The organism is Marinicella rhabdoformis (genome assembly GCF_009671245.1).
GTDB classification, from domain to species: Bacteria; Pseudomonadota; Gammaproteobacteria; order Xanthomonadales; family Marinicellaceae; genus Marinicella; species Marinicella rhabdoformis.
This window is the reverse complement of record NZ_VTFS01000001.1, coordinates 16,492-35,022: the sequence shown is the minus strand read 5'-3', so window position 1 is coordinate 35,022 and position 18,531 is coordinate 16,492. Positions and strand designations below refer to the sequence as shown.

Here is an 18,531-nt window from a genome sequence, read left to right as displayed (position 1 = left end):
GGAAAGACTCAGAATTTCTTGGCTTGTTCTATGGCGTTGCCTAAATAGTTGGCTGGCGTCATTTTCATCAAGCGGGCTTTGGCATCCTCAGGGATGTCTAATGTGGCGATAAACGCTTGCATTTGTACTTGATCAATTTTATGTCCACGGGTCAATTCTTTGAGTTTTTCATAAGGGTTTTCTATGCCATAACGACGCATGACTGTTTGTATCGGTTCTGCCAAAAGTTCCCAGTTGTTGTCTAAGTCATTAAGCAATGTCTCTTTATTTATGGCCAATTTACCCATGCCTTTTTGCAGGGAAGCCCATGCAATGGCGCAATGCCCAAAAGCTGAACCCAAAGCACGCAATACAGTTGAGTCAGTCAAATCTCGTTGCCAGCGAGAAACAGGCAGTTTTTCAGCCAAGTGATTCAAAGTGGCATTGGCAAGGCCCAAGTTGCCTTCGGCATTTTCAAAATCAATCGGGTTGACTTTGTGTGGCATGGTCGATGAACCAATTTCGCCTGCGACTGTTTTTTGTGTGAAATAACCATTTGAGATATATCCCCAAACATCACGTGAAAAGTCCACTAAGATGACGTTCAATCGAATCATGTTATGACACAGTTCAGCAACAAAGTCATGCGGCTCGATTTGGGTAGTGAAAGGGTGAAATGTTAACCCCAAGTCGCTGATAAAACTTTCTGAAATTTGTGGCCAGTCCAATTCTGGGTAAGCGCTGTAGTGTGCGTTAAAGTTACCCACTGCGCCGTTTAATTTTCCGAACAATGTGATGTTATCTAATTGTTTTAATTGGTATTTCAAACGAAAAACAACATTAGCTAACTCTTTTCCCATTGTTGAAGGTGATGCAGGTTGGCCATGGGTTTTGCTCATCATTGGCGTATCTGCCAATTCCAATGCCATGTCAGCCAAGGTGTTGATGATTTGCTGTAAAGCGGGTTTGAATGCTTCACTTCTGGCTTGTTTTAGCATCAATGCATATGATAAGTTGTTAATGTCTTCGGAGGTGCAGGCAAAGTGAACAAACTCTTTATTAATTTTCAGGTTTTTATTGGTGTCGAGTTGGTCCTTAATATAGTACTCAACCGCTTTAACATCATGATTTGTAACGGCTTCAATGTCTTTGACTTTTTGCGCTTCTTCTGGAGTGAAGTTGTCATAAATTGACATGATCCAATCCACTTCTTTTTGACTTAATGGGCTGACCTCGTCAATACCATCTTGTTGGCTGAGTTTAATCAACCACTTTAATTCAACCAATAAACGGTTTTTAATCAATCCATACTCAGAAAAAATATGTCCCAAGTGTTTGGTTTTACTGTGGTATCTACCATCTACGGAAGTGATGGCTGTCAATTCAGAAAGTTGCATGCTCGTGCCAAAAATTGAAAGCGGCATTATAATGTTTCATTCTTCTGAAAACAATCATACTGCCGCTTTTAGGTCAATACATTATTTGCCCTTGCGTTTAAGGTAATCTTGAGCTGCAGCCATTAGGATGCTTGGTGCCAATCTGATTTTGTAATCTGGGTTGATATATTGGAATTGAATCATACCATCTGTTCCCACCAAAAATGTCGCTGGAGCAGGAAGTAGGCGGTGCTTGTGGCCTGAAGCTTTTTCAAGGTCAATGCCCCAGCTCTTATATTTTTCGACCGTTTCAGCTTCTACTTTTAAATGCAATTTTAAATGCCTTAGCTGCTGACATGGGGCTGTCAGAGAGCAGTTGGTAGTCAATATTCTTTTTGAGTTTTTGGTCTTTAAGGCTGTTGATTAAGTGGTCGGGCTGGTCTGGGCTGATAAAAAAGACATCAAACCCCATGTCTTTTAGTTGCCTTTCGACTTGTCTCATTTCACCCAAGTGGGAATTACAGTAAGGACACCAGCCACCTCGATAAAACGTAAGGATGAAGGGCTTTTTGATGCTTTCTGATGAAAAGGTGACACCTTCACCCTTAATGTTTTTAGCTGAGAATGTCGGAATACTCATGCCTGGAAGCAGGGGGGTGACATCATCAGCCTTTTGAAAATAGCCTTCCGCGCTGACAAATAGTGGCAAAATGACCAACATTAATATGACTTTTCTCATGTTTTACTCCGCATTAAAAATTTGATTGCATGTGACTGAGACCGGTTGTTGTTAAATCTATTGCAACATTATAGTGACTTTCTTCACTGGTTATTGGTGTGTAATGAAGTAATATGCTTTCTTGAAATTGTGTGTGATGCCACAAAAAAACAAAGCAATGTGTTCGATTTTATCTTGTGTTGGACTTATAATCTGCGCTCGATTTATTTATCAATGAAATTATGAGCAAATTCCGTATAGAAAAAGACAGCATGGGCGAATTACAAGTGCCTGCAAACGCCTTATATGGTGCACAAACACAACGTGCTGTAAACAACTTTCCTATCAGTGGCTTAAACATGCCGCGAGAATTCATCAAAGCATTGGGTCTCATTAAGGCAGCTGCTGCCCAAGCCAACAAATCTCTGGGACACATGCCTGCTGATGTTTGTGCGGCCATTGAAGCAGCTGCTGAACAAGTTCAATCAGGTGAAGTGGACAGCCATTTTCCAATTGACGTGTTCCAAACTGGATCTGGAACCAGCTCAAACATGAATTGTAATGAAGTGATTTCACATTTGGCAACCACAGATGCTTTAGAAATACACCCCAATGACCATGTGAATATGGGTCAAAGTTCAAATGATGTCATTCCTACGGCCATTGCTGTCAGTTGTACATTGAATGTAACACAGCAATTGATTCCCTCATTAAGGCACTTGATTTCAGTGTGTCGTGAAAAAGCTGAAGGATTGAATGACGTGGTCAAAACTGGGCGCACCCATTTAATGGATGCCATGCCTGTGACCTTTGGTCAAGAATTAAACACTTGGGCCAGTTGTTTAGAAAATAACATTGCCCGTTTAGAAGATTCATTATCTCGTGTTTCAGATTTGCCGCAAGGTGGGACAGCTGTGGGCACGGGTATCAATGCCGATGCACGTTTTGGAGCGCTGTTTGCTGAAAAATTAATGGACACCACAGGCGTGCCTTTCAGTTCAATGGACAACAAGTTTGACGGCATAAGCACACAAGATAATATTGTTGAATTGTCTGGTCAATTGAAAGTTGTGGCCACGACCATGATGAAAATGGCCAATGATTTGCGTTGGATGAATTCAGGCCCATTGGCAGGATTAGGTGAAATAGAGTTGCCTTCATTACAACCTGGCAGTTCAATCATGCCAGGCAAAGTGAATCCAGTGATTCCTGAAGCTGTTGCTATGGTTTGCGCCCAAGTTTTTGGTAATGACACCACGGTAGCTGTGGGTGGACAGTCTGGAAACTTTCAACTTAACGTGATGTTACCTGTTATCGCTTATAATGTGCTACAGAGCATTCAAATATTGTCAACGGCCAGCGTACAGTTGGCAGATCAGGCGATTGCAGGATTTAATGTCAACGTCGATGTGGTTTCAGAAAATGTGGGTAGAAACCCTATTTTGGTGACTGCATTGAATCCAGTTATAGGCTATGAATTAGGTGCAAAAATTGCCAAACAAGCTTATAAAGAAAAACGCTCTGTGTTGGATGTGACTTTAGAAAACACAGATTTAACAGAAGAAGAAATAAGGGCCATATTGGACCCAATCAAATTAACCACAGGGGGTATTGAGGAAAAATGATGAAAAAATTATTAATCTTAAGCATGTTGCTGATGAGTGCTGTAGTTTTGGCACAATTGCCATCATGGGGCATGACTGAGCAGCAATACAAAATGCCCAATCGTCCAGCTAAACTTGAAGACATCGGTAAAGAAGCTGTTAATAATAAATGGCAGTTGAAAGTCATTGCACCACAAGCATGGCACAGCAACATTCGTGCGGGCCTTTCTAAAGGTGGTGAAAGAAATGTGATGATGACTTTCAAAGACTCACTACACCAAAGTGTCAGTATCACAGCCACAAAAGCCAAATACATGGGTCAAACTGTGAAAAGCAGTGGCAACAATCAAGTGGTTCAAAAACAAGTGGTAATCGATGACAAACCGGAAATTGATACCACAGTAGAGCGTCCAGAATTTGGTGATGAGTTTATGGCTGGTAAACCTACAGTTGCTGAAGTTGAAATAGACATGGCTTTACCAAAATCTGAGCATAAAGTGGTTAAGAATGCACCTAAACCGACTAAAACCGTGAGTCAACCCAAGCCTGTACAAAAGCCAGTGGTTAAGCCTGAGCCTAAATCCGTGGCTGTTGTTGAAGTTGAGCCTGAAGCTGGAGAGGTTGAAACAGAAGAAGAGCGTGCAGATGAAGTGCGTGATGCAGCTAAAACCTACTTAAGAAAGCGGTATGCTAAAAACAAAAAAGCGAATGGGACTTTGTCATATGGAAGCATCACTGAAGATGATGAACTGTATATTAAAGATAATGTGGTTTTAATTGTTCGAGAAAAGAACAGCCGCACTTTTTATTATTGGATGAAAGGTACATTTGATCAATCTGTTCATGCCATCAAACACAAATCCCAAGAGCGCTATGAAAAGACTGAAGCGGCAGTAGCCGTTGTTAAAGCAGCATCATCCAAGGCGGATGACAGCAAATCAGAAGTGGTTGAAAGAACGTCGTTGGTGTTCACAGCTGTCGATGATGTCTCTTCTGATCAAGATGTTTTGCGTCGCGATCACATCAGAAACAAAGCAGTTACCAAAGCCTATTCTGCTGAGCAATTGAAAAGTGGTGATTTGGTTTATACAAGAAATGACACTGCATTGGTGGTTCGCCGATTAAGTCGTACCAATGAAATTTACTTTTGGTTAAAAGGTGATGTCAATATCACCGAAAATATTGAGATGATGAAGCCCGATGAATTTAAAATCAAATAAACATTTTAAATAGGGGTGTACCGCTACTCTCACATCAAATTGATTCGACTGGCTGGGCTGATTATTTGGCTCAGCTTGTCGATTCCACTGTTCCTTCAGTTTGAACAATTCACAGCACCCTTTACACTGTATTTAAGTGCCCATATGGGGTTTGGTCTGGTCTTTTGGGCAGTTACCCATAACATTGGACAAATCAGTTTTAAAGTCAAGGCTTGGCTTTCTGTATTGCTTCAAATTGGCTCAATCCTTTTAATAAATTACATCACCAACAGCGCGATAGGTATTGTTTATGCGTTGATTACTTCTGTTTTGTTGCCTTGGTTTTTTAATATCAAAGAAAGTTTAGTTATTCTGCTGGCCAGTAATTTAATGCTGGCGATTCAATTTCAATTCATTGGCGAAGTCAACAGCAATGCGATGGTGCAATATGTATTGTTCTTCGTTTATCTGGGAGCTTCAGCGTTTTCGTTTATTATTTCTTTGGTGGCATTCAGACAACAAAATGCAAAAGAAGAACTGCGCTTATTAAATACTGAGCTGAAAGCCACTCAAGTACTTTTGGCGGATTCTTCTCGCATCAATGAGCGTCTTAGGATTTCAAGAGAATTGCATGATTTGATTGGACATCATTTAACTGCTTTGACTTTAAACTTGGAGGCGGCATCTCACATGACTGAAGGCAAACCGCAAACCTATGTTAAAAAAGCACACTCTATAGCGCGTTTATTATTGTCTGATGTGCGAGAAGTGGTGGGACAATTCAGGCAGTCTGGTACTTTAGACTTGGGTCAGGCTGTGAGAGAATTATTGGCTGGATTGCCTAGGTTGAAAGTTTCCTCAGAAATTCCTGAGGAGTTTCTGGTTGAGGACCCTAAATTGGCACAAACCATTTTAAGGTGTACCCAAGAGTTAATCACCAACACGATGAAACATGCCCACGCCAGTCATTTGTTTGTTAAATTATTCAGAACTGACAAACAAGTGGTGTTAGAAGTAAAGGACAATGGTGTGGGTCTTGGTAGCAGTCATGCAGGAAATGGTTTAACAGGCATCAAAGAGCGGGTTAAAATGCTCAGTGGAAATGTGGTCATGACATCAGATGATGGTGTCCATGTGATTTTGACATTCCCGGTTTAATATGTGTGAGATTCATTCAGACATTAAAAGAGAAATAAGTAATGATAAAAGTATTGTTGGTTGATGACCAAAATTTAGTCAGACAAGGTGTACAAGCTTTGTTAGAAATTGCTGATGACATAGAAGTGATTGGTGAAGCCAAAGGTGGGAAAGAAGCCGTAGAAATGGTGCCAAAACTGAAGCCTGATGTGATGTTGTTAGACATGCGCATGCCTGTTATGAATGGATTGGATGTATTACATGAATTATCTAAATCAGGACAATTACCACCCACCATCATTTTGACAACTTTCGATGATGAAGAATTGATTTTGGCTGGTGTTAAAGCCGGTGCCAAAGGTTATTTATTGAAAGATGTGCCGCTAGAAGAGCTGGTAGACGGTATCAAACAAGTGGCCGAAGGTAAAACCATCGTTCGACCTCAAATCACTGAGCGTATTTTGGAGTCTATTGAAGGTTTGAAGAATGACTTTGTCAGTTTTGAACGTCCAGAGCCATTGACCAACCGTGAAACAGAAATATTGCGACTGATGGCCGGTGGTTACAGTAACAAAGAAATTGCCAATTCCATTTTTGTCGCTGAAGGTACCGTAAAAAACCACGTTTCAAATATCTTATCTAAGCTCGGTGTTCGTGATCGCACCAGGGCTGTTCTTAAAGCCTTAGAGTTGGGACTGATTTAACCATGTTTGAATTTGAATTAAGGGCTGCCACCAAGCCGGAATGGGCAGAAGTGGCTAAGGCAGATTTCGATGCCTTCTTACAAGACCATGCCGCCTGTGAACGCAAGGCCGCTGGTTTGGCGATGTCGATGGTTCAACATTACCCAGACAAGCCGGATTTGGTTCGTGGCATGATAGATTTAGCCATGGAAGAGATGGCCCATTTCAGAGAAGTGATTAAAATCATGCTCGACAAAGGCTTACAACAGGCCAATGATGAAAAGGACCCATACATTAAATTATTGCTTAGTACCGTACGCCGAAACAGTGAAATGTACTTATTAGATCGGTTGTTGGTGTTCAGTATTGTTGAGCGCCGCGGTCATGAGCGTTTTCACATGATGGGTGAAGCTTTAGAAGACCCGAAAATGAAAGACTTCTATGTGCGTTTGGCAAAAGCAGAGCACAGGCACTACACTTTGTTTATGAAACTGGCGCACCAGTACTATGATGCGGATGTGGTGAATGCGCGTTTGGACGTTTTATTGGATGAAGAAGCTGCCATCGTAAAGCAACTGCCTTACCGTGCTGCGGTTCATTAAAATCAATTAATCCTGTTGTAAAAGACTTCAATTGAGAAAAGATGGCACCAAAACATACCTGAGCCAATTCAGCCATGCGATTGAGTTGGCTGATTTTCCAACTGATTTTGAATGGGAAGCGGTATTGATTCTGCCCATATGTGGTGAATCACCTGATGCCATTGATCATTTGATGCAAAATCAAACTGACCAAAAGGTTTTGATTATTGCTTGCATCAACCGACCCGAAGGCCATAAAAAGTCGCAGCAATTTGAACAAGAGAATGAAGCTTTAAAGCAGCATGTGATTGCTACAGCACAAAAGAAAGTCTCAATAGCGCCGCATCAACTCATCATCACGCCAAACGCCTGGGATTGTTTGATACTCGATTACAATGACAAACCCTTTTCTCCAAAAGCAGGCGTGGGATTGGCTCGAAAAATTGCTGCTGACACGGCATTGACTTTGATTCAAAGAAAACAAATTATCAAACCTTGGATATTCAGCACCGATGCCGATGTGGTGCTGCCAGTTGGGTACTTTGATGTGGGTTATTTTGATGTGTCCGATGATTATAGTGACGACTACAATGATGACAAAGTTTGTACTGGCATCAGCCTGCCGTTTGAACATGTCAGTGACGACCTGGAATTATTGACCTACCAGCAGCAATATGATTTTAAAATGTACTACTACCAGTGGGGCATGAAACTCATCGGCAGCCAATATGATTACATTCCGCTCGGCAGCACCTTAATTGTGTCTGCTGAAGCCTATGCCAAAGTGCGCGGCTTTCCTGTCAAAAGCGGCGGTGAAGATTTTTACCTATTGAACAAACTGGCCAAACTGGGTCGAATAGGGCAGCCCGAAACACCCGTGGTCAAGATTCAATCCCGACTGTCAGACCGCGTACCTTTCGGAACAGGACCTGCCGTCAGCAAATACCAAGCCAGCACATCAGAGCCGCTGTATTACCACCCCAAAGCCTTTCAAATCATCAAAGCCTGGCGCTTAAAACTGCTGGCCCAATACCAAGATACCCATGTTATGGATTCAGCATCAACTGATGAATCCCTACTCAATGATTTCTGGAGCTGGCAAAAAGTCTATGAAACTAACTGCAAACAAATCAAAACCGAACAAAGGTGGCAACAATTCATCCACGAATGGTTGGATGCTTTTAAGTTACTCAAATCGGTTCATCAGTTGAGAGGAACATATCCCGATGTATCGCGTGAACAGATTCCTTTTTATTTAGATTTGCGCTCACCACTTTAGTCATTGCGGCGAAGGCCGTAATCCAGCTTATAAAGTACAAATTTTAAAAAACCCAAAATAAAAAATCCAGTAGAATCATCTCAATGGCATGGACACCGGCCTTCGCCGGTGTGACGAGATGTTGGTTTTATTATTTTTTTATCGACTTCTTGTTTGCCAACAAATTCTTGTACATCTGCAGTCATAATGATCCCTTTGTGAATATTTTAATAATCATTTGAAACAATTAAACATTGTCTGAAATGGTAAATAATTTTGCCAAAACCCTAAGAAACCCTGCATAAACTGCGTCATTAAAACTTGTTAATAAGCTAAAATGTGTATTTAATAAATTGTTATGAGTAAGAGCATGGAATTCAGATACTTTAGAGATCCAGAGGGGTTTGCATTTCTAGTAGACAGTCCGCAACCATGTTCTGTCTGTAGCAAGGTAGGAGTTTGGTTTGATACTGGCGGATACGCCGGCATCAATGAAATTGACTGTATTTGCGAAGCTTGCCTCAAGTCTGGAAAGTTAATCGACTTAGAAATAGAAGCAAACCAATACTACGACGATGACTCGGAAGAGTCGGTCACTTTAATGTACAAAACTCCAGCGCTACCCACTTTGCAGGAGACTGCATGGCCTTTAGTAGACGGCGAGCTTCCTGTCTTCGAGAGAATTGCATCTAAACAAGATTTCGAAAGTAAGGACGAATTTTTGAAGTCCTTTTCCGGGGAAGGGCACGAAGTATCAGAGATCGAATGGCTGTGGGATAGACTGCCAGAAAAGAAATTGAACAGCTATAAAGATGCCGGTGATGTTTCGGTTTACCTATTTACATTGAAAGGAAATAAATATTGGATGTGGGATGCAAACTAAAAACTCATAACAAAAACAGCCAAGGCGACGTCAAAAAGCGGCGCGCTTGCTGTTGGCGTTATATTTTTCTAGATACCTGTATTTTTATATCTGATTGAAATAATAAAAAGTAGGTTGGCAGCGCCAACCCACCGTTTTCGGCTTATTGCTTGTAATCAAAGGTCATACTCTATGATCACTGGTGCATGGTCTGAGAAACGCTCTTCTTTGTAGATGTTGGCTGATTTGACTTTGTCTTTGAGGCAGGGTGAGGTGATTTGGTAGTCGATGCGCCAGCCGGTGTTATTGGCCCAAGCTTGGCCTCGGTTTGACCACCATGAATACTGTTCTTCAGCAGGTTCTACCACACGGAAGGCATCTACCATGCCGTATTCGTCAAATAACTTGGTCATCCACTCGCGTTCTTCGGGCAAGAAACCTGAGTTTTTTTGGTTGCCGCGCCAGTTTTTGATGTCTATTTTTTTGTGGGCGATGTTCCAGTCACCGCAGATAACAAAGGGTTTGTCTTGAGCGAGTAGGGCTTTGAATTTGGGTTCTAACCTTTCCATGCAGACGTATTTAAAATCTTGGCGTTCTTCTTTGGCCGAACCTGAGGGTAAGTACAATGAAACCACAATCAAATCATCATATGTGGCTTCGACCCAGCGGCCTTCTGAATCAAATTCAGCAAAGTCGATACCGTATTCGACTTTGACAGGCTGCTTTTTGCTGTAGATAGAAACACCTGAATAGCCTTTTTTGACGGCATCGGCTTGGAAGTGGTGGTTGCCTTGTGGGATGAAGGTAGCAGGTGGCAGTTGGTGCAATTGGGCCTTGGTTTCTTGGATACACAAAATGTCTGCATCTTGTTTTTTTAACCAGTCAAACATGCCTTTCCTTTCGGCTGCGCGGATGCCATTGGCATTCAATGTGATGATTTTCATAGTGACAAGCGTTTAAATCGGCGATTATAACACTTGAAAAAATGTTTCGTCTTTAGCAAGATGTTCTCTTTCTTTATGGCTCAAACAATCATGGATACAGCGCAAGAATTTTTACAGTTGGCAGTGGACAAGCAAGTGCTTAAATTTGGTGAATTCACTTTAAAGTCTGGCCGCGTCAGCCCTTATTTTTTTAATGCGGGTTTGTTTGATGACGGGGCTTCATTGGCGCAACTGGGTCGCTTTTATGCCCAAACGATTGTTGATTCTGGTGTTGAATTCGACATGCTTTATGGCCCTGCGTACAAAGGCATTCCATTGGCCACGGCCATCAGTGTGGCTTTTTATGACATGTTCGATAGGAATGTACCCGTGTGTTTCAATCGCAAAGAAGCCAAGGGGCATGGTGAAGGGGGACAGTTGATTGGTGCACCATTGAAGGGCAATGTTTTGATTGTAGATGATGTGGTGTCAGCTGGCACTTCGGTGCGTGAGTCGATTGAAATGATCAGGCAAAATGACGCCATTACTTGTGGCGTTGCTGTGGCTTTAGATCGACAAGAGCGTGGTGAGGGTATGAATTCAGCGATGCAAGAGTTACATCGTGAATTTGATGTAGAGACGATTGCGATCGCTAATTTAGAATCTTTACTGGATTTTTTAGCTGAAGATGATGAGGCCCTGCAAAAAGTAAAAGTCTATCGAGCACGATTCGGGGTCTGAGTGGCGCATTACATCATTGGTGACGTTCAAGGTTGTTTTGATGCATTTAAGGGGCTGCTGAAAGCAATTGACTTTAATGAAGCACAAGATCGCATCACTTTTTGTGGTGACTTGGTCAACCGGGGTGGTCAATCATTAAAAATGCTCAGGTGGGTTTATGCACATCAGCATTGTTGTGATTCTGTACTCGGCAACCATGATTTGAGTTTGTTAGCCAGATACCATTGTCCTGAGAAAAGAGGGAATAACAAAGAATTTGAAAAAATTTTCAAAGCCAAAGATTGTCAGGTTTTGATGGATTGGTTGATTCAACGTCCTTTGTTGTTTGAATATGAAACATGCTGGGTGGTTCATGCCGGTTTTTACCCTTCGTGGAATCCTCAAAAATGGCATAAACATGCCAACAGGGTAAGCAAATCAATGCAAAAAGACCCTCAGTTGTTTTTTAAAAACATGTTTGGAAACTATCCATTGAGGTGGTCAGAAGTTACTGATAAGGTTGAGAAAGTACGGTTTATTGTCAATGCCATGACACGGATGCGGTTCTTGAAAAGTTCTGGAAGTGGTCTGAATTTAGATGAGAGTGGCACTTTGCGCCAGAATACGAAACTTATGCCTTGGTTTCGGCATCCTCGGATAGCCAAAGTGGGTAAAAAAATAGTATTTGGTCACTGGTCAGCATTGGGCCTTTATCAAGACAACCATGTGATCTGTTTGGATACAGGTAAAGTGTGGGGAGGTTTATTAACTGCTTTGCGTTTGGATGATGGGATTTTGTTTCAGGTATAAAAAAAGGAAACACCCAGACAGGTGTCTCCTTTTAAATAAGATTAAAAGTTAAGGTGCAGGAACTTCAAATCCATTTTCAAATATCAAGTCATTGTCATCAATAGCACAACCTTGGATTTTAAAGTCATCAATATACCAACCTTCATGATTTACAGATGAATCTGTAGCTAAATGGAACCTGAAAATCACATTTTGTCCAGAATAGTCATTGATATCAACAACAGAGTTTAGCCAATCCTGGGGGTCACCACACCACGCGTTTGAACCGCCATAGGGGTTGCTGTATTGACCACTGAGTGTAAAGTCATAGGGGTCGGTTATTAATTTATCATCAGTCACCTGGTCAAAATTATTTCCACCATCCGTAGAAACGAACAGCAAACCACCATCGAAACATTGGCCACTGCCATCTTCGATGATTTGGTTGTTCCAGAATTGCATGGTCAGGTTGTTCAAGTCATTAGGGATGCTGATTTCTGGTGAGGTCAAAATCTGGTCTCCAACTTCTCCCACATTCTCAGCATGCATGGCATTGGTTCCTGTATGAGGGTTTGTTGTGTTGATAGCCCAGGTGTCTGGTCCCGCAGGAATGTTTGTTCCAACTGTCCAGGTGTCTAGGCCACTTTCAAAGCCATAGCCATAAACTTCTTGCGCCGAACTGCCTATCGAGCAATCACCAGGGGCTGGGTAAGTTGTGAACGAAAATACGTCAGAATAAATGGAATCACCACAGGTGTTGCTGGCACTGACCCTCCAATAATAAACGGTATTACTGTTTAAGTTGGTATTGATGCTGTGAGTAACCTCTGATGTGGTCATTGAATAATCCACAGAGCCAAAATTCATGTCGTCATCAATCTCAATCAAGTAGGTACTGGCATTACTGATTGCTTGCCAAGAGAAAGTTGGCATGAATTCAATGTTCAACTCATTATCAGCTGGGTCAGTTAAAGTCACTTGACCAGGAATCGACCCAAAAACAGAAAGTGAGACAGGATAGTCTTTGGTTCCTGATGTTGACTGACCTTGGACATCAAAGTTATAAGAACCTGGTGCCACCATGTCGATAGCTGACAAGGTTAAAGTGGTACTGTTTCCTGGTGTCACTGTGGTTGATCCAAAGTTAACAGTGGCATTAGCAGGTGTACCAGCAGCGCTTAAATTTACCGGATCTGTGTAACCACTGATACCAACCACATCAAGGCCATAAACTGCATCTGAAGGTGAGCACACTGATAAATTTGAAGGTGTGGTGTCAATTTCAAAATCAGGATCAACAGAACAGTTGCCACAAACAAATGCAAAATCCTGATCGGTGTCATCACCTGAATATATCACACCATCACCAGCTATATTAGTGGCTGTAACTTTAATCGTCACAGAGTTGCCCGGGTTTTCAATAAACACATTTTCGATGTTGTTGATGCTGTCAGCACTACCGCCAACTACCGAAGTACCATTATTGAACTGGTTACCAAGATAAGTCTGCCCACCTGTAGTGACTTCTAAGTCTAAATCATTAACCAGTGCAGGATTTGCACCAACAGCACCAGCTGCATCACTCCAAGCAACAGAAATTCTCAGTGGTTTATTGGGATCATCCACTGAACGAGTCACTTGCCAAGTTTCGGCTGTGTTATCAAAAATATATGTCTGATCTAAGAAGTTGAATGTGGTTTCTGCTTGAAACAAGTTTTTTAAGTTGATTCGCCCCCAGCCTTCATTGAAGTTGGGAATAGGCACACCGTCATTGATGTCAACAGCGGTATTAACCAGCAAAGCTTTGCCCATCGCTGCACTGGGGTTTTCACCGGCATTATTTTGCTTCCACCATTGTGTGATCAGCACCAAAGCGCCTGAGGCATGAGGTGCGGCCATACTGGTTCCTGAGCACAAAGAATACAAATCATTGGTGCCAGCAATGGCTGTTCCACAAGAGCCTCCATCATCATTTCGGGTAGAACCAATTGACCCGCCCGGTGCAGCAATGGTAGGTACATACCTGCCATCTACTGAAGGTCCTCGACTAGAAAAACCTGACATGGCATCTACATTACCAGATACACGATAGGCATCGGTACTGGCAGTGACAATCACATTTTTAGCTTCTTTGGGAGAAGTTAAAGTATTAGAGCCTGGACCTGAGTTACCTGCAGAGAAAACCCAAATGAATTCTTCAGCTGTAGCCGGTGTATCAAAGTTACCGTCTCTAACCGCCATATCAATGGTTCTTTCTGTGGCTTGATAACCATGGTTGGCACCTTCACCTGAAGTCCAGCTGTTATTTGAACCAACAGCACCACCTAAGACACCTTGTTTTGATAGTTCTTGCCAACCGCCGGCAGGTGGCCAGCTATTTTGGCTGCCACAGATGGGGTTTTGAGCAAAGATTGAGTATGCTGGTGCCACACCAAGTCCATAAAGATAACCGTCGGCATCTGTAAACCCACCGGTGGCATCACCACCTGTAATTCCTGCTACGTGTGTACCATGACCACCAGAGGCTGGGTCATCACCAGGGTCATTAAATTCGCAACCAGGGTAATTGTAGCCACCCACGATTCTGGTGTTTAAGTCACTGTGTGTATAATCCACTCCAGTATCTGTTATTGACCAAATGACGCCTGAACCATCTAGGCCAATATCTGTTAACCATTGAGAATAATTAAGTTCGGGAACGTTACTTAAATCAAAGTTGCCTGCCACTGTTTGAGATGTACTTTCATCATCTAAGATGGGTAGATCGCTTTGATAACCAGCCCAAATGACTTCGGGTATGAGTCCAATGCTTTTAACCGAATCGGCATCTAACTGTATAATGGCGTCAAACGTTTGGCCTTTGGTGTCAGCAGCATAGTAATGTGCAACTGATGCACCCATTTGTTCCAGTTTGCTGATGATTGTTTGAGGGTTGCCGCTGTTATAAAAATGAACGTCAATGTTTTTGATCACTCCAGTTTTACCTTTCAAGTTTTCACTGTACTTAAATTCAGGTAAAAATTGCCCGGTCCAACGAATATGGTTTAAATTTTCAAGTGATTCAACTTGTTGGCCTGAAGCCCAAACCAAATAAGTATTGTCAGGGTAATATTGAATCAATTTTATCCCTTGGTTTTTTAATTGAGTTAACCAATTTTGTTTGATTTTTCCGTTAAATTGAATGAACTTTAAACCTACTGCGGTTGATTTTTCTGAGTTGAATTGAGTACCAGCTGGCGGTTTAATTATTGGGTCAAATTTGTGGTGCATGAAACTGATGTTATTGTCGCTAGACCACGAAAGGGATGCACAAAACAACCCCATGAGCGTTAAAGATTTTTTCACTATTTCCTCCGATAAATATAAATTTGCCATGACATCAACTGTCAATGTGTTTTGAGTTGGGCATTTAATGTCAGGATTGTGTTTTTGATTGATTGACAACATGGTGCCCAATTGGCGTTTATATATTAGCATAATTGCAAGTACAGGTATTCTTAAGATTGAATTATTCGTGACTTATGATTAATAGTTCTAATTCTATTATGTGCTTTATAAATGACTTATAAATGTCGATTTTTATAATGATAACTGTCAAAATATGCGGTTTATTTATTTTCAGAATTTGGCATGACAGACAAGAACGTCACAGAAAATTTTATTACTCAAATCATTGATGCTGATTTGGCCAGCGGTAAGCACAACAAAATACTGACACGATTCCCACCGGAACCCAATGGTTATTTGCACGTGGGTCATGCCAAAGCGATATGTTTGAACTTTGGTTTGGCACAAGATTATAAAGCAACATGTAACTTACGCTTTGATGACACCAACCCTGAAAAAGAAAGCAATGAATATGCAGAATCAATCAAGAACGACATCAAATGGCTGGGTTTTGATTGGGGCGAAAATAATTTTCATGCTTCGGACTATTTTGAGCAACTGTATGGCTTTGCAGTTCAGTTAATTGAAAAAGGCGTGGCTTATGTCGATGACCAATCCATAGAAGAAATTCGAGAAAACCGTGGTAATTACACCACACCAGGTAAAAACAGTCCTTACCGTGACCGCTCGGTTGAAGAAAACTTAACTTTATTTAAAGCCATGAGGGCCGGTGATTTTGCTGATGGTGCCAAAGTTTTGCGTGCCAAAATAGACATGCTTTCTGGCAACATCAATATGCGTGACCCTGTACTTTACAGGATCAAGCGCATGCACCACATAAACACAGGTGATGCTTGGTGCATTTATCCGATGTATGATTTTACCCATTGTCTGTCGGATGCCATCGAGGGCATCACGCATTCTTTGTGTACGCTTGAATTCGAAGACCATAGGCCCTTGTATGATTGGGTCATTGATAATGTAGACATCGAATGTCACCCGCAACAGATTGAATTTTCGCGTTTGAATGTGTCCTATACCATCACATCTAAACGCAAGCTGAATCAACTGGTTGAAGAAAATTTGGTTGATGGCTGGGATGACCCGCGAATGTCAACCATCTCAGGAATGCGCCGCCGTGGCTATCCGCCTGAAGCCATCAGAAGTTTTGTCAAAGATGTGGGCATCAGCAAAAAAGAATCTGTGATTTCAATGACGGTTCTTGAAGATTCGGTCCGTAATGTTTTAAACAAAACCGCACCACGTGTGATGGGAGTGCTTAGACCGCTTAAAGTGGTGATTGAGAATTACCCAGAAGACAAAGTGGAAATACTCACTGGCAGTAACCACCCACAAGATGAGTCATTTGGTTCGCGTGAAATCCCTTTCAGCCGTGAAATATACGTAGAACAAAGTGATTACAAAGAAAATGCCAATCGCAAGTTTTTCCGCCTCACTGAGGGCAGGGAAGTGCGTTTGCGTCATGCTTATTACATCACCTGCAAAGAAGCCATTAAAGACGCTGAAGGTAATGTAATTGAGCTGCGCTGTACCTATGATCCTGAGAGTCGTGGCGGCACAGCAGACGGTCGTAAAGTGAAAGGCACCATTCACTGGATTTCTGCGGCTCACGCTGAACCCATTGAAGTGCGTTTGTATGATCGTTTGTTTAATCACCCTAAGCCTGCGTCAGTGGAAAACTTTTTAGACACCATCAATCCAGACTCCTTGGAAATCATCCACAATGCCATGTTAGAACCAGGTATTGTTGATCAAAACAGTGATGCGGCTTATCAGTTTGAGCGCAATGCTTATTTCAAACGTGATAAGACTTATGAAAAGGACAAGCCCATTTTTAATCAAGTGGTCACCATGCGTGATTCATGGGCTAAATTAGAACAAGAAAGCTAAGAATTTATTATTTATAATTACTCAATACCCGCCATACTGAAACAAGTATTGCGGGTATTTTTTTTCTTTAATTTTGTTTATTACAACAATCTTGACCTGTATCAATGATAATGGTTCGCATTAATCATACACTGCTGCCATGAATATTCCATTGAATGATTTAAATGCCAAAGCCTCTGTAAAAGGCTTGGCTATATGGCAACTGGGTTTTCGCCCTTTTTTCTTTTGTGCCAGTTTATATGCGGTTGTGACCATGCTGTTGTGGCTGGGTATCCGGCATGGATTGCATTTTCCTGGTCTGAACTATTACGGCATCAATTTATGGCATGCACATGAAATGGTTTTTGGCTATGGTTTGGCTGTGATCGCTGGATTTTTACTCACAGCTATTAAGAATTGGACGGGTGTGCCAACTGCCTCCCATCGGCACTTAAAAATGCTGGTTTTGTTGTGGTTATTAGGGAGGGTGGTGGCTTTTGTTCCTGCTGTACCTAACCTGGTTATTGCTGTGGTTGATGTATTGTTTGGCGTTGTTTTGACTTTTTATGTTGCCCATCCGTTGGTCAAAGTGGGTAACAAACGCAATTACAAGATGATCGTTTTGGTGGCTTTATTTTTCACTATGAATCTGATGACCCATGTCATGTTACTTTCACAACAACCGTTGTATGCGATGCAAATGACAGGCACGGCATTGTTTTTGATGTTGTTGTTGATTGGTGTGATGGCCGGCCGTGTATTCCCTATGTTCAGCCAAAATGGTGTAACCGAACATTACAAAGCCAAATCTTATCCTTGGGTTGAAAAGCTGTGGCCGCCAGTGATGATTGCATTTGTTGTGACCATCAACTGGTTCAGGTTGACAGAATGGGGGACTTGGTTGTTGTTGGCTTTGTCTTTGGTCAGTTTTGGACTGCATGCTGCCAGGTTGATGGGTTGGTATAACCACCAAATTTGGCAAAAGCCATTGGTTTGGGTTTTGCATGTGGCTTATGGTTTCTTGGTGCTTGGCTTTGCTGCCACTGCCGTGTCGGTGTTTAAACCATTTGGCTATTTTTTGGCCTTGCACTTGTTTACAGTGGGGTGCTTGGCGATGGTGACTTTGGGTATGATGGCTAGGGTCAGTTTTGGTCATACGGGCAGGAATTTACATCAACCGCCTCAGGTTTTATTTTGGTCATTCAGTTTGTTGGTGGCATCAACGGTTATTCGTGTACTATTTCCAGCGTTCAAGCTTATGTCATATCAGGCTGTGATTGATTTGTCTGGTGGCTTGTGGGTACTTGCTTTTGGTTTGTTTTTCATTCGTTACACCGGGATTTGGTTAAAACCTCGTGTTGATGGCCAGCCAGGTTGAATAAAAGGGATTGAATAATGAAAGGACAGTTGGCTTAACTGTCCTTT

At 42.0% G+C, this 18,531-nt stretch carries 16 protein-coding genes; 11 read left to right on the top strand and 5 right to left on the bottom strand.

Features of this window, described 5'->3' with window-relative positions:
* Positions 1-8: 8 nt before the first annotated feature.
* The 3 genes from purB to FET73_RS00155 form a co-directional block, all read right to left on the bottom strand.
* Positions 9-1,376: an adenylosuccinate lyase gene (gene purB, locus FET73_RS00165; RefSeq protein ID WP_154221909.1), complete on the bottom strand. Its 1,368-nt coding sequence runs from the start codon at positions 1,374-1,376 to the stop codon at positions 9-11.
* A gap of 81 nt (positions 1,377-1,457) precedes the next feature.
* Positions 1,458-1,688: a hypothetical protein gene (locus FET73_RS00160; RefSeq protein WP_154221908.1), complete on the bottom strand. Its 231-nt coding sequence runs from the start codon at positions 1,686-1,688 to the stop codon at positions 1,458-1,460.
* Positions 1,666-2,094, bottom strand: a complete 429-nt coding sequence (locus tag FET73_RS00155) for a redoxin domain-containing protein (RefSeq protein WP_154221907.1) — start codon at positions 2,092-2,094, stop codon at positions 1,666-1,668. The genes FET73_RS00160 and FET73_RS00155 overlap by 23 nt, the downstream gene beginning before the upstream one ends.
* Positions 2,095-2,315: 221 nt before the next feature.
* Here FET73_RS00155 and FET73_RS00150 point away from each other — a divergent pair, with 221 nt between their 5' ends.
* The 7 genes from FET73_RS00150 to FET73_RS00120 all read left to right on the top strand — a co-directional run bounded on the left by FET73_RS00150 (position 2,316) and on the right by FET73_RS00120 (position 9,418).
* Positions 2,316-3,698, top strand: coding sequence for a class II fumarate hydratase (locus FET73_RS00150; protein WP_154221906.1), 1,383 nt, complete (start codon positions 2,316-2,318; stop codon positions 3,696-3,698).
* Positions 3,698-4,897, top strand: coding sequence for a hypothetical protein (locus FET73_RS00145; RefSeq protein WP_154221905.1), 1,200 nt, complete (start codon positions 3,698-3,700; stop codon positions 4,895-4,897). The genes FET73_RS00150 and FET73_RS00145 overlap by 1 nt, the downstream gene beginning before the upstream one ends.
* 15 nt (positions 4,898-4,912) lie before the next feature.
* On the top strand, positions 4,913-6,034 hold the full coding sequence (locus FET73_RS15460; protein WP_154221904.1) for a histidine kinase: 1,122 nt from the start codon (positions 4,913-4,915) through the stop codon (positions 6,032-6,034).
* A 41-nt stretch (positions 6,035-6,075) separates the two neighbouring features.
* On the top strand, positions 6,076-6,717 hold the full coding sequence (locus tag FET73_RS00135) for a response regulator (protein WP_154221903.1): 642 nt from the start codon (positions 6,076-6,078) through the stop codon (positions 6,715-6,717).
* 2 nt (positions 6,718-6,719) lie between these two features.
* Entirely contained in the window at positions 6,720-7,298 is a 579-nt protein-coding gene (locus FET73_RS00130; protein WP_154221902.1) for a MiaE family protein, read from the top strand.
* A gap of 31 nt (positions 7,299-7,329) precedes the next feature.
* On the top strand, positions 7,330-8,556 hold the full coding sequence (locus FET73_RS00125) for a hypothetical protein (protein WP_154221901.1): 1,227 nt from the start codon (positions 7,330-7,332) through the stop codon (positions 8,554-8,556).
* 349 nt (positions 8,557-8,905) lie between these two features.
* Positions 8,906-9,418, top strand: coding sequence for a CbrC family protein (locus tag FET73_RS00120; protein ID WP_179952022.1), 513 nt, complete (start codon positions 8,906-8,908; stop codon positions 9,416-9,418).
* A 155-nt stretch (positions 9,419-9,573) separates the two neighbouring features.
* On the opposite strand, the gene FET73_RS00115 is transcribed toward FET73_RS00120, so the two are convergent.
* Positions 9,574-10,341 carry an exodeoxyribonuclease III gene (locus FET73_RS00115; RefSeq protein ID WP_154221899.1) on the bottom strand — a complete coding sequence of 256 codons (768 nt, stop codon included), beginning with the start codon at positions 10,339-10,341 and terminating at the stop codon, positions 9,574-9,576.
* Between the two features lie 75 nt (positions 10,342-10,416).
* Here FET73_RS00115 and pyrE point away from each other — a divergent pair, with 75 nt between their 5' ends.
* Positions 10,417-11,061 carry an orotate phosphoribosyltransferase gene (pyrE, locus tag FET73_RS00110; protein WP_425481512.1) on the top strand — a complete coding sequence of 215 codons (645 nt, stop codon included), beginning with the start codon at positions 10,417-10,419 and terminating at the stop codon, positions 11,059-11,061.
* Positions 11,062-11,850, top strand: a complete 789-nt coding sequence (locus FET73_RS00105; protein WP_154221898.1) for a symmetrical bis(5'-nucleosyl)-tetraphosphatase — start codon at positions 11,062-11,064, stop codon at positions 11,848-11,850. It begins immediately after the preceding gene.
* 48 nt (positions 11,851-11,898) lie between these two features.
* On the opposite strand, the gene FET73_RS00100 is transcribed toward FET73_RS00105, so the two are convergent.
* Complete coding sequence (locus FET73_RS00100; RefSeq protein ID WP_154221897.1) at positions 11,899-15,306, bottom strand: S8 family serine peptidase; 3,408 nt, start codon at positions 15,304-15,306, stop codon at positions 11,899-11,901.
* 153 nt (positions 15,307-15,459) lie between these two features.
* Here FET73_RS00100 and FET73_RS00095 point away from each other — a divergent pair, with 153 nt between their 5' ends.
* Together FET73_RS00095 and FET73_RS00090 are read left to right on the top strand one after the other, a co-directional pair.
* Entirely contained in the window at positions 15,460-17,127 is a 1,668-nt protein-coding gene (locus tag FET73_RS00095; RefSeq protein ID WP_154221896.1) for a glutamine--tRNA ligase/YqeY domain fusion protein, read from the top strand.
* A gap of 139 nt (positions 17,128-17,266) precedes the next feature.
* Positions 17,267-18,484 (top strand): NnrS family protein, encoded by a 1,218-nt coding sequence (locus FET73_RS00090; protein ID WP_154221895.1) that lies wholly within the window; start codon positions 17,267-17,269, stop codon positions 18,482-18,484.
* Positions 18,485-18,531: the final 47 nt, after the last annotated feature.

Bases quoted from the DNA above. Each gene is read 5' to 3' on its own strand.
- purB (WP_154221909.1), bottom strand. From the start codon at position 1,376: ATGCAACTTTCTGAATTGACAGCCATCACTTCCGTAGATGGTAGATAC.
- FET73_RS00155 (WP_154221907.1), bottom strand. From the start codon at position 2,094: ATGAGAAAAGTCATATTAATGTTGGTCATTTTGCCACTATTTGTCAGC.
- FET73_RS00150 (WP_154221906.1), top strand. From the start codon at position 2,316: ATGAGCAAATTCCGTATAGAAAAAGACAGCATGGGCGAATTACAAGTG.
- FET73_RS00145 (WP_154221905.1), top strand. From the start codon at position 3,698: ATGAAAAAATTATTAATCTTAAGCATGTTGCTGATGAGTGCTGTAGTT.
- FET73_RS00135 (WP_154221903.1), top strand. From the start codon at position 6,076: ATGATAAAAGTATTGTTGGTTGATGACCAAAATTTAGTCAGACAAGGT.
- FET73_RS00130 (WP_154221902.1), top strand. From the start codon at position 6,720: ATGTTTGAATTTGAATTAAGGGCTGCCACCAAGCCGGAATGGGCAGAA.
- FET73_RS00120 (WP_179952022.1), top strand. From the start codon at position 8,906: ATGGAATTCAGATACTTTAGAGATCCAGAGGGGTTTGCATTTCTAGTA.
- FET73_RS00115 (WP_154221899.1), bottom strand. From the start codon at position 10,341: ATGAAAATCATCACATTGAATGCCAATGGCATCCGCGCAGCCGAAAGG.
- pyrE (WP_425481512.1), top strand. From the start codon at position 10,417: ATGGCTCAAACAATCATGGATACAGCGCAAGAATTTTTACAGTTGGCA.
- FET73_RS00100 (WP_154221897.1), bottom strand. From the start codon at position 15,306: ATGCTAATATATAAACGCCAATTGGGCACCATGTTGTCAATCAATCAA.
- FET73_RS00095 (WP_154221896.1), top strand. From the start codon at position 15,460: ATGACAGACAAGAACGTCACAGAAAATTTTATTACTCAAATCATTGAT.
- FET73_RS00090 (WP_154221895.1), top strand. From the start codon at position 17,267: ATGAATATTCCATTGAATGATTTAAATGCCAAAGCCTCTGTAAAAGGC.